The organism is Vibrio sp. 10N.222.46.A1, assembly GCF_041473595.1.
GTDB lineage: Bacteria > Pseudomonadota > Gammaproteobacteria > Enterobacterales > Vibrionaceae > Vibrio > Vibrio tasmaniensis_A.
Window position 1 is genome coordinate 1 of record NZ_JBFRSN010000234.1, and the last position, 11,874, is coordinate 11,874.

The 11,874-nt window shown below is 44.2% G+C and carries 11 protein-coding genes and 1 pseudogene; 6 read left to right on the plus strand and 6 right to left on the minus strand.

Features of this window, described 5'->3' with window-relative positions; genetic code table 11:
- From AB4496_RS07840 to AB4496_RS07850, 3 genes are all read left to right on the plus strand, one after another.
- Positions 1–942 (plus strand): class I tRNA ligase family protein (locus tag AB4496_RS07840; protein WP_372130781.1); only part of this gene is annotated, 942 nt, incomplete at its 5' end.
- A gap of 220 nt (positions 943–1,162) precedes the next feature.
- Complete coding sequence (locus AB4496_RS07845) at positions 1,163–1,567, plus strand: DUF2061 domain-containing protein (protein ID WP_009847723.1); 405 nt, start codon at positions 1,163–1,165, stop codon at positions 1,565–1,567.
- A 79-nt stretch (positions 1,568–1,646) separates the two neighbouring features.
- Entirely contained in the window at positions 1,647–2,552 is a 906-nt protein-coding gene (locus AB4496_RS07850) for a bifunctional helix-turn-helix transcriptional regulator/GNAT family N-acetyltransferase (RefSeq protein ID WP_102257864.1), read from the plus strand.
- A gap of 94 nt (positions 2,553–2,646) precedes the next feature.
- On the opposite strand, the pseudogene AB4496_RS07855 reads toward AB4496_RS07850, so the two are convergent.
- The 5 genes and pseudogenes from AB4496_RS07855 to hemC all read right to left on the minus strand — a co-directional run.
- Positions 2,647–2,898: pseudogene (locus tag AB4496_RS07855) on the minus strand (hypothetical protein); the annotation flags it as partial.
- A 386-nt stretch (positions 2,899–3,284) separates the two neighbouring features.
- A complete protein-coding gene (locus AB4496_RS07860; RefSeq protein ID WP_102258047.1) occupies positions 3,285–4,466 on the minus strand; it encodes a heme biosynthesis protein HemY in 1,182 nt (393 codons plus the stop codon).
- Positions 4,466–5,692 (minus strand): uroporphyrinogen-III C-methyltransferase, encoded by a 1,227-nt coding sequence (locus tag AB4496_RS07865; RefSeq protein WP_009848203.1) that lies wholly within the window; start codon positions 5,690–5,692, stop codon positions 4,466–4,468. Before AB4496_RS07865 ends, AB4496_RS07860 begins: the two co-directional genes overlap by 1 nt.
- An 18-nt stretch (positions 5,693–5,710) precedes the next feature.
- Complete coding sequence (locus AB4496_RS07870) at positions 5,711–6,439, minus strand: uroporphyrinogen-III synthase (RefSeq protein WP_009848204.1); 729 nt, start codon at positions 6,437–6,439, stop codon at positions 5,711–5,713.
- A 2-nt stretch (positions 6,440–6,441) separates the two neighbouring features.
- Entirely contained in the window at positions 6,442–7,380 is a 939-nt protein-coding gene (gene hemC, locus AB4496_RS07875) for a hydroxymethylbilane synthase (RefSeq protein WP_009848205.1), read from the minus strand.
- Between the two features lie 344 nt (positions 7,381–7,724).
- Between hemC and AB4496_RS07880 the strand changes: the two genes are divergently transcribed.
- Positions 7,725–10,253: a class I adenylate cyclase gene (locus AB4496_RS07880; RefSeq protein WP_009848206.1), complete on the plus strand. Its 2,529-nt coding sequence runs from the start codon at positions 7,725–7,727 to the stop codon at positions 10,251–10,253.
- A gap of 71 nt (positions 10,254–10,324) precedes the next feature.
- Here the strand turns inward: AB4496_RS07880 and cyaY are convergent, their stop codons facing one another.
- Complete coding sequence (gene cyaY, locus AB4496_RS07885; RefSeq protein ID WP_009848207.1) at positions 10,325–10,639, minus strand: iron donor protein CyaY; 315 nt, start codon at positions 10,637–10,639, stop codon at positions 10,325–10,327.
- Between the two features lie 75 nt (positions 10,640–10,714).
- Here cyaY and lptM point away from each other — a divergent pair, with 75 nt between their 5' ends.
- A complete protein-coding gene (gene lptM, locus AB4496_RS29780; RefSeq protein WP_407829960.1) occupies positions 10,715–10,831 on the plus strand; it encodes a lipoprotein in 117 nt (38 codons plus the stop codon).
- 41 nt (positions 10,832–10,872) lie between these two features.
- The coding region (gene lysA / locus AB4496_RS07895; protein WP_372130783.1) for a diaminopimelate decarboxylase at positions 10,873–11,874 on the plus strand (1,002 nt) is incomplete at its 3' end.

Below are 11,874 nucleotides of genomic sequence, written 5' to 3' on the forward strand. Positions count from 1 at the left end.
CTATGGAACGCAAGCCGTTACGTACTGATGAACACAGAAGAGCACGATTGTGGCATGTCACTGTCTGTTGAAGACCGTGCAAACATGGAATTCTCTCTAGCAGACAAGTGGATTGAATCTCAGTTTGAAGTTGCAGCGAAAGAGTTTAATGCTCACCTAGACAACTACCGTCTAGACATGGCAGCAAATACGCTTTACGAATTCATCTGGAACCAATTCTGTGACTGGTACCTAGAGCTAACTAAACCTGTTCTTTGGAAAGGTACTGAAGCTCAACAACAAGCGACTCGTTACACACTTATCACGGTTCTTGAGAAGACTCTACGTCTTGCTCACCCTGTTCTTCCTTACATCACTGAATCTATCTGGCAAAGCGTTAAGCCGCTAGTAGACGGCGTTGAAGGCGAGACCATCATGACTCAAGCGCTTCCTCAGTTTAATGAAGCTAACTTCAATGCTGAGATCGTTGACGACATCGAATGGGTTAAAACTTTCATCACAGCTATCCGTAACCTACGTGCGGAATACGACATTGCACCAAGCCAAGGCTTAGAAGTAATGATCAAAGTCGCTGATGAGAAAGATGCAGCTCGTATCGAAGCAAATAAGATCGTTCTTACTTCTCTAGCTAAGCTAGACGATATTAAAGTTCTAGCAGACGGCGAAGCGACTCCAGCTTGTGCAACTAAACTTGTTGGCAAATCTGAGCTGATGATCCCAATGGCGGGTCTTATCGACAAAGATGCTGAACTTGCTCGTCTAGATAAAGAAGTAGCGAAGACTCACGGTGAGATTAAGCGTATCGAAGGTAAGCTAGGTAACGAAGGTTTTGTTGCTAAAGCACCAGAAGTCGTTATCGCGAAAGAGCGTGAAAAGCTTGAAGGCTACCAAGAAACTCTTGTTAAGCTAGAAGAGCAAAAAGCGACTATTGCTGCGCTTTAAAGGTGAGTGAACGAGAAGACTTCGAACTTCTCGCTCTAAATAGAAAGGTTGGTCTTCGTGACCAACCTTTTTTTATGCCTCTCACTCCAAGTCTTATCGTCAGTCACTTATTTATTGATAGGTTTCATCTATCAAATTAATCTCTCCTTCCCATTAGATTTAATGATAATAATTCTCAATAATAGTTCTATCGAAACAACACAACGACTGAGTAATTATCATGAAAAAGACACTAACCTTTGCCGCATTACATTTTACTATCGCATTTAGTGTCGCTTATGTACTAACGGGCGATATCTTAATTGGTAGCTTAATCGCTATGATTGAGCCTTCTGTGAATACCGTCGCCTTCTATTTTCATGAAAAGGCTTGGGCTCAAGTTCCAGCGCTTAAAGCTCGTCAGTGGATGACTAAATTAAAAACAGCAAGCTTCGCTACTATCCACTTTAGTGTTGCCTTTACCGTTGTCTACTTATTGACTGGCGATGCCTTTGTTGGTGGTGTGATGGCAACGTTAGAACCCGCTTTGAATACCGTGGCTTACTACTTCCATGAGAAAGTTTGGCTACGAAAGGCAGAAAGCCAAACAACACAGCCACAGTTTTGTTTGCACCAACACGCTTAACCTAGAGAGTTTATTGTTGACATAGTTGCGGCGCGCAATTAAATTGTAGTTGTACATCGCAACCATATTGAGAGGCAACATGACTTCAGCACAACTTAGAGAATTATCACGTCAGCTCGTTCGACAGCTCGGAATGCTCGACAAAGATTGTGGTGATATTGCCCTACCTCCGATTCAAGCGCATACGCTTATCGAACTAGAGCAGCAGCCATTAACCGTGAATCAATTAGCGGATAAGCTCAATATTGATAAGTCCAACGCCAGTAGAGCAGTCAACAATCTAGCGAAGAACTCGTTAATTCAAACCTCGCCACACCCCAACGATAAGCGCAGTGTTGTTGCTTCAGTTACAGAACAAGGGATAAACACTCTTACCCAACTTCACAGTCAACAGAATCAGTTTTATGACTCGGTACTTGAGCGTTTAACGGAAGCGGAAACTCAACAAGTTTCGGGGGGAATTAAGCACTACCTTAAAGCACTGCAACAAAGCCACGCTTCAAGCGGTGTGGTGGTTCGTCCCCTACAACAGCAAGACAACACCGTAGTGGCCAATGTAATTCGCCAAGTCTCTTATGAGAACGGGCTAACTGAAGATAAAGGTTATGGTGTGGCCGATCCCACCTTAGAAGACATGTTCAGTGTTTATAACAATGAAAGATCTCAGTATTGGGTGATTGAACTTGATGGAAAGGTTGTCGGTGGTGGTGGATTTGCACCACTAGCCGGTATGCCAGAAGTCTGCGAACTGCAAAAAATGTACTTCTTGCCAGAAACCAGAGGCAAAGGCTTAGCGAAGAAGTTGGTTAATATGTCGATGGAGAAAGCTAAGGAACTGGGTTATCAACATATGTATCTAGAAACGACCGAATGCCTTAATGCCGCCGTTAAACTTTACGAAAAATTGGGCTTTGAACACCTTGATTCAGCTTGGGGAGAAACAGGCCATGACGCTTGTGAGGTTGTCATGGCCAAAACGCTATAATGTGTTTTTGAAATAGGGTTAGCGTCGGCAGTTCATTAGATGACAAGCGAGTGAGCAAATTGATTCATTACGTAACGGGCTAATTGAATAACCGCTAGTTACGCAAAAAGTTACTCACGCAAGAGGCTGGATTCAAGGCTACGAAAGAACTCTCTTTTTGCCCATCGAGTTCCACTTCTAACTGATATAAATGCTTAGGGTTGGGCTTCTCAAGGTTAAATACCATTGGAGCCTCAACCTGAAACACAACACCCGTATGTTCTGCTCGCACATCAATCGGCATCACGAGAGTCATACCATTAAACTTGATTGATGCCGATATTAACCCCGGCTTTAGCGTTTTATAGTTGGAATATTGATGGCCATTTAATTGCTAATTCAGCGTGATTTAACGTGGCTTTCGGTCTGTTGGTGAATATCTTTAAATGTGTTCTCTCAAAGTGAGCTCCTTTTACTCTTCAGCTTACAGGCGTCATACCTCTCGAGCCTCTTCTAAGAGCTTGTATATAAAAATCGTAAAACTACATATAGACACAATTAGTGTCGTTCTCCGTTTGTTTGGGAGGCTTTATTACGCTATTTCATAGTTACTTTTGTGCACTAGGTTTGGTGGCGTTGGACGGGTAGGGTTCGATGAGTTTGGTTTATAGGTGTTGTAGAAGTTATCTAGGGGCAAATAACAGATACAAAAAAGCCGATGCTAGACATCGGCTTAGTTTGAGTCGTTTTGAATTACGCTGGTTGAACGAGAGCGAGTGCTTTACGAGAAACCTCGTGAGCTGCTTTCGTTAAGTTTTGCTTCTCTAGGGCATCAGATAGGTATCCGTAATCTGAAACATTTGAGCGAAGTGCTAGTGCTTTTTCAAAGTGACTTTGTGCTTCTGCCCACTTCTGTTTTCTTAGGTAGAATTGAGCCAATGCGCTGTGTGCTTCGGCATTGCCACCATCTTTACTGATAGCACGCTCTAGCATCACAACTACTGGGTGGTGATCGGCAAGATTTAGCTCAGGAAGCAACATATAGAGCTCATTTGAACCACTCTTCGCAATGTTTTCTTTAATCACTGTGAAGGCTTCTGAATCAGCTTTACGAGCGATCAGTTGCTTCACAAAACAAGAAACAAGGTGAGAGCTTTGTTTTTGCTTTCTTGAAAGCTTATTCCAATGACTGATTAAACCTTCGCTACCTTGCTGCTGTGCCACATCGTGAAGCAAACCACATTGAGCTTTCTGTTCCAGCTCAACTTGTTCATCAGGTGTAAGAAGCTTGTTCTTAGCCAGCTTAGGCGTTAGCTCTAACAGTGGCTGCCACAGCTTAAGCTGCATGTAAGTGGCTTTTAGCAGGCCAAGTACGGCGGTGTTATTCGGGTACGAACCTTTCAATGTTGAAAGTGTATCGAATGCGGCTTCGTAGTTCGACTCACTGATCTGTTGTTTTGCTTTCGTTAGCTCAACGGCCAATAGAGAGTCCTCTTGTTGGCTAGCAAGCTCAATGTACTTATCACGCTCACTTGTATTGCCTTGTTCGTGAGCAGCTTGAGAAGCGACTAAATAACAAAGTAGCGGCATGTCGTGGTGGTTAGCCCAACGAGTTACCTTCTTCTCTGCGCCTTTCCAGTCACCTTCAAGAAGCTTGATGATGCCTTCATTGGTATAACGACGAGAGCGCTTTAGTTTACGAACACTGAACCAGTTCCAAGTTGTCGAGCTTGCGTACATAAGCTTTTTAAATAGGTACTCTAAGCCGAATAGAGCCGCTAGAAGAGCAATGACAAAGATAACCAGTGTTGTCACGCTCATCTCAATGGTTTTATTCGCAATTGAGATCAGAACGTAGCCTTGTTGACCAGAGAACTGAGTACCAACAATTAACCCAGCACCTAGAACGAGAAGAAGAAAAATCCAACGAATCATTATTTTTCCTCCGTGGTCATAACGGTGACTTCACGACGTAGGCGTTCACGTATCACGTCTGATAACTCATTTTGAGACTCAAGTTTCACAGGGTATTTCACAGAAATATTCTGCTCGCTCAGCTGCTTAATTGCCTTCTCAAACTCAATCACTGAGTTGTTATCTTGGTTTAGGTACGACTTCGACCACTCGTTAGCTGTTTGTAGTGCAGCACTGTAGACATCACCTTGTTCTTTGTAGATAGCACGAATTGCGGTCTCTAGTTTGCCCTTGATATTCTCACGCAGGTAAAAGTGTTGCTCAGGAGAGAGTAGAGGAATAACTTCACCATCACGACTGCGGAATGTGATGAAGTTTTCTGAAAAGTCTTTCATCGACGTCATCAGGTTGTTCTGCCAGTCATTAATATCTTGAGATACGGCTTTTTTCTCAACAACGGCAGCCTCAGGCAGGATTGCATTGGCAAGCGGCAGCGTATCGACTTGTTGTTGTAGGCTTGTGATGCGTAGAACTAAGCCATCACGGTCGATAAGAGGAATAGTGCGAAGCTTAGTAATGTCATTGGTCATTGATTGACGAAGAGAGACCAAGCTTGGGTCATTCAGTGCGGCGATACGTTGATCGGCGCTTTCCATTAGTTTGGTTGCACTAACGGCATCATGCTCTAGGAACAGTTTACGTCCTGCTAGTTTCACAAGGTAATCAGCTTCAGCAAGCAACCAGTCATTTGGACGGCGACCTTTAACATCAGCAACCGCTAGCTGTAGGCTTTGAATGCTCTTCTGTTGCTGAGATTGCACGACTTGAGTTTTCTCCACCGCATGTGATGCTTCTTGGATAGTCTCTTGCTTGATGGTTTGTAGATCTTTATTTACCGCAGATTGGGTATTTTGCAGTTGTGCTTGAAGAGCAGCGATTTGAGCCGAGTATTCAGCGCTCTTTTGCTGCATTTGAAATGCGATACCGCCACTGAAGATAATTGAAATCGCGATCGCAATAGCGCCTAGTTTTACACCGCGCTTACCTTGCTTTTCTGCTCTCTCTATTTGCTCTTTATGCTCAGCTTGAGGCTGTTCATTTTGAGCGGTATTTGACGCAGAGGCATCAAGTTTTTGTTCAGGCTGTTTTGTCTCTGTAGAGTCAGCTTTTTCGTTTTCAACAACTACTGGCTGAGTGTCTTGTTTCTTTTCAGGTTCAATATGCTCATTATTTTTTTTGCTTGTCATGCTTATTTCCTGTTCTAGCTAGGGCCGGAGAGCAGCCAGTAATATTTGGTTCGTAGCACTGTGAGTATTGGTCACGTTTGAGAAGCCGAGTTGTTGTGCTCGTTCTACAATGCGCTGGCTTGGGACAAATAAATGTCTTGTTGAAAGCCAAGCCAAATACTCATCAGGGGTAATTGAGCAGAGATACTCCAATTGTTCCTGACTAGTGATGACAACTTTGGACGTTTTTTTGTTTATCCATGTTTGATAGGTATTGTGGTCGCTAATAGGAATATATTCTCTACGGTAGGTCTCACAATAAGAGACTTTTGCACCTCGATTGAGTAGAGAATCTCTAATGAGCTCACGCCCACCATTTCCACGCAGTATCAAAATGGATTTATTATCTACGCCATTAAGTTCAGTAAGTTTGAGAAGATGTTCACTATCACTCACTTTGGGATAGTTTACTTTTTGTTTACTAACTTTGCTTAAAACGTGCGCAGTTTTTTGACCAACGCCAAGATAAAGCGGCGAAGTTGGCCAAATAGATGAAGTTTTCGAAAGGATGTTTTGGGCAGCGGTCACGGCGTGGTGACTGACTGCAATAATGATATCGCTGTTATTAAGCTGGGTGCTTAAATCCGATGAGTGTGGATTATCAACGATACGAATAAGCGGATGATGGATTGCTTGAATCCCTTCATCCGCTAGTTGTTGGCAAAGCGATTGTCCCTCTGAACCGGGACGAGTCACCAACACTGTCATAGTTATTCTTGGTCTGCGTATAGCTTGGTTAAGATTTCTCTCGCGCCATCATCCAGCAATTGATTTGCCAGAGTAACGCCAAGTGCTTCTGCATCTTTGCGAAGGCCAGAGATCTCACCACGAACCATTTTAGAACCATCTGGTTCGCCTACTAATGCACGTAGCCAGATATTATCGCCATCTAATAATGAGTAGCTACCGATAGGAACCTGACAACCACCTTCTAGAGTTAGGTTCATTGCACGTTCGCATAGCACACGATCGGCTGTGTCTTTGTGGTTCAGTGGCTCAAGAAGCTTGATTAGACGTTCATCATCTAGACGACACTCAATACCAACAGCGCCTTGCCCTACAGCAGGTAGAGACTGTTCAGGTTCGATAAAGCTACGGATACGCTCTTCTAGCTCTAATCGCTTAAGGCCAGCTGCTGCCAGCACGATAGCATCGTATTGACCATCATCGAGTTTACCTAGACGAGTACCAACGTTGCCACGCAGCTCTTTAATGATGAGATCTGGGCGATATTCTAGCAACTGACATTGACGACGCAGGCTGCATGTACCTACGACAGCACCTTGTGGTAACTCATCGATGTTGTTGTAAGTATTTGATACGAAAGCATCACGAGGATCTTCGCGCTCACAAATAGTTACTAGACCTAGACCTTCAGGGAAGTCGACCGGTACGTCTTTCATTGAGTGAACTGCGAGGTCAGCACGACCTTCTAGCATTGCTACTTCAAGTTCTTTAACGAATAGCCCTTTACCGCCTACCTTAGCAAGTGGCGTGTCTAGGATGATGTCACCTTTGGTCACCATAGTTACCAACTCAACCTCTAAACCAGGGTGAGCAGCTTGCAGTGCATCCCTTACAAAGTATGCCTGCCAAAGGGCAAGAGGGCTTTTTCTGGTCGCGATACGAATTGGTGCTGAATTTGTCATGGTGTTTCCGATATAGGTTCTGTAATAGGCTAATCCTACCATTGTGAGGCGAAAATTCTTACTGTTTGATCATTCGATACTTTGATAGCAGAGGGAATTTCATGAGTTCACCAAAATAGTGTGATTGGTATCTCATTTGAAACATGGGCTATTATTAGAAATAGTCAATAAAGAGGACACTACGGCGCCGCGAGTTTTACTTTCAGTCATCAAGGGATTCGTAAGTATGACGGCGTCCTTTGCTTTACCGATAAGGGTAAAAGTGTTAAATTGATCACGTTTTGTTGCTGCTTTCGTTCAGTAACTAAACAGAAGTACACTTAATCTCAAACCAAGGACTTACCTTGCAGGCTTACACTCAAACTTTGATTCAACGATTAGACAATCTAAATCAGCAGCGCATTGATCGTGCGTTGGCGTTGATGAATGTCCAGGGCCAGCGAGTTTTTAACCTTATCCCCGCGCTGCTTCACTTCAATCATCCGATGATGCCTGGTTATTATGACCAACAAGTTCCTTTTGGAATTCGTAGCTTCACGCTTAATGAATTCCAAAAGCAATTTGTCTCTGATACTGAATTAACTCTGGGCGGAAAACTTACCGAGGCCGCTGAACCAGCAATCTTGGGTTTGTACACCATGGGCAGCACTTCGTCTATTGGTCAAAGTACCTCAAGTGATCTTGATATCTGGGTGTGTGTATCTCCAGATATGGATGGCGCATCTCGCGATAGCCTGACCAATAAATGTCTGCTTATTACTGATTGGGCTGAAACCTTAGGGGTTGAAGCGAACTTCTTTTTGATGGATGAAGAGCGTTTCCGCTCGAATCATTCTGAAGAGATGACCGGTGATAACTGTGGTTCTTCACAGCACTTACTACTGCTTGATGAGTTCTACCGCTCAGCCGTTCGTTTGGCTGGCCAGCGTTTGTTGTGGCAAATCATCCCGCCAGAAATGGAGGAGTGCTACGACGAGTATGTCCAAGGTTTATGTAACGATGGTTATCTTGATTGCTCGCAGTGGATCGATTTCGGCAAGCTGAACAGTATTCCTGCTGAAGAGTACTTTGGTTCAAACCTATGGCAGCTCTATAAGAGTATCGACTCACCGTATAAATCGGTGTTGAAGGCGATCCTGCTAGAAGCTTATTCATGGGAATACCCAAACACCCAGCTTCTTAGTATTGACACCAAGCGTCGTTTCTTCGCAGATGAACCTGATCTGTATGGCATGGATAGCTACTATCTGATGCTTGAGAAGGTAACTCGCTACCTAGAACGTATCAACGACCATACTCGATTGGATTTGGTGAGACGCTGCTTCTATCTTAAAACCCACGAGAAGTTGTCACGAGATGCGGGTATTGGTTCTGTCGCATGGCGTCGTGAAGCCTTAACCGAGATGACTAAATCTTGGAACTGGGGACATGAAACCATTGCTGAGCTCGACAACCGCCGTAACTGGAAGGTTGAGCAGGTTAAAGTGGTGCACCATGCGCTGCTTGATGCATTGATGCTTAGCTATCGTAACCTGATTCAATTTGCACGTCGTAACGACATCACTTCAGCTATCAGCCCGCAAGATATCAGTATCTTGGCACGTAAACTTTACGCTGCGTTTGAGGTGTTACCAGGCAAAGTGACGCTACTGAATCCACAAATATCCCCGGATCTCCATGAGCCTGATTTGAGCTTTATCGAAGTTCGTCAGGGTCAGTCAAATAAAGCGGGTTGGTACTTGTACAAACAGCCTTTGATTGCACATCGCATTCTCGGTCAGCCTTCACTTGAGCACCATGAGTACTTGAGTAAGTTGGTTGCTTGGTCATTCTTTAATGGTTTGATTACGGAGTCGACGCGTTTGCACTCTGTGGTTCGTGACGCCCACATTGATATCGATAAGTTCTATCAAATGGTGAGCGATCTACGTAATACCTTCTCTTTGCGTAAGCGTCGTCCGAGTATGCAGGCACTGGCGAGCCCGTGTGAGATAAGCCAACTGGCGATGTTCATCAACTTTGAAAATGACCCGACGTCTGAATTAAGTGGTCGCGCATTAAAAGTGGATCTTAAGAATGCCGATATTTTCAGTTTTGGTGAAGAAGGTAAGAGCTTAGTCGGTAGTGTCGATCTGGTTTATCGGAACTCTTGGCATGAAGTTCGTACACTTCATTTCCAAGGCGAAACCGCGATGTTGGACGCGCTGAAGACGGTACTGGGTAAAATGCACCAGGATGCGTTGCCGCCAGAGTCGGTCGATGTGTTCTGTTACAGCAAAAACTTACGCGGTGTGATGCGTAATATGGTGTATCAACTGCTTGCCGAGTGTATCGACTTGCGATTAAAACCAATTGAGCCAGAGAAGCGCCGCCGATTTAAAGCTATTCGCCTGGCAAACAAAATGTTTGGTCTGTTCTTTGAACGTCGTGGCGTTTCGGTGCAGATGCTGGAAAACTCGGTCGATTTCTATCGTAGTATCTCGACGAATAAGCTGAAGGGCTCACCTTTACTGATGCTCGATAAAGAGCAAGAGTATCAGCTACCAGAAGTGGTTGATGGTTTTGCGAGTGAAGGTTTAATTCAATTTTTCTTTGAGGATACCGACAAAGGTTTCAATATTTATGTATTGGACGAGTCGAATCAGGTTGAGGTGTATCACCAGTACAGCGGTGAAAAAGATGAGATGATCGCAAGCGTGAATTCTTTCTACACTTCAGTAAAAGATGAGTCAAAGGTGTCGTCTAAGTTGATTAACTTTAACCTACCTCAGTACTACCAAATTGTTCACCCTGAAGAAGGTAACTCTTATGTGGTGCCATATCGTAACGATGCGACTTTAGCTTCTCGGAGCTCAAAGATAGTCAATATCTAGTCTTACCAAGACTGATTGATATTAAAAAAGGAGTGATTGATTCACTCCTTTTTAGTTTTGCTTACAAATGATTAGACCCAATTAATCTCTTCATCTGCGTGCTTTTCGCACTCTTCTTTGACCATCTCAAACAACGCCATGCCCGTCTTTGAACATGTCCACTTGTCGTCAACTAGCTTGAAGTGAAAGCCGCCAGATTTAGACGCTAACCAGATCTCACGCATTGGTTCTTGGCGATTGATGATAATTTGGCTGCGGTTTTCAAACTCCAACGTCATTACGTTACCAGTCACTTCATAATCAATATCTGCCTCTGATTCATCGATCGCTTCTTCGATGTTTTGCATCTGTATATCGACCAGCTTATGAAATTCAGTCTCGTTCATCCTTTCTATCCTATTGCTTTTCCTGAGTGTGGTGCGATTATAGGGGGCATTGAGTTAATAATCACGATGTGCAAAATGAAAAAACTAATTACAGCTCTGTTTATGGTGTCCGTTATTGGACTTTCTGGTTGTGGTCAAACGGGTCCTTTGTATGATCCTGATGAAGTTCAACAGACTGAACAATCACAATAAGTGAAAAACGCAGAAATCGTTATTTATAAGGGATAAGAACTTTGGATTACTTCAACTATCAGGAAGATGGCCAGCTTTGGGCTGAGGACGTCGCACTTTCACAACTAGCAGAGCAATATGGTACACCGCTGTATGTATATTCTCGTGCCACATTAGAACGTCACTGGAACGCATTTGACTCATCGGTAGGTGAGCACCCGCATTTGGTGTGTTACGCCGTTAAAGCTAACTCGAATCTAGGCGTGTTGAATACCTTAGCTCGTTTGGGTTCTGGTTTTGACATCGTTTCTGGTGGTGAGCTAGAGCGTGTGGTTGCTGCAGGTGGCGATCCGGCGAAAGTTGTTTTCTCTGGTGTCGGCAAAACAGCCGCAGAAATGAAGCGAGCGCTTGAGTTGAACATTAAATGTTTCAACGTAGAGTCTGAGCCAGAACTGGAGCGACTGAATAAAGTGGCCGGTGAACTTGGAGTTAAAGCGCCGATTTCACTGAGAATCAACCCTGATGTTGATGCCAATACTCACCCTTATATCTCTACGGGTCTGCGTGATAACAAGTTTGGTATCGCCTTCGATCGTGCTCCTGCTGTTTATGCGTTTGCTAAAACACTCGATAACTTGTCTATCCATGGTATTGATTGCCACATCGGCTCTCAGTTAACCGATATCGAACCTTTCATCGATGCCACTGATCGCTTGCTTGCGTTGATCGACCAACTACGAGCTAACGATATCAACATCAAGCATCTTGATGTTGGCGGTGGTTTGGGGGTGGTTTATCGTGATGAATTACCACCACAGCCTTCTGACTACGCGAAAGCCTTGTTGGCTCGCCTAGACAATCATTCTGATCTAGAGCTGATTTTCGAGCCTGGAAGAGCGATTGCGGCTAACGCTGGTGTATTATTAACAAAAGTCGAGTTCCTTAAGCCAACAGAGCATAAGAACTTTGCCATTATCGATGCGGCAATGAACGACCTGATGCGCCCTGCACTTTACCAAGCTTGGCAAGATATTGTTCCAGTTAGCCCGCGTCAGGGTGAAGCG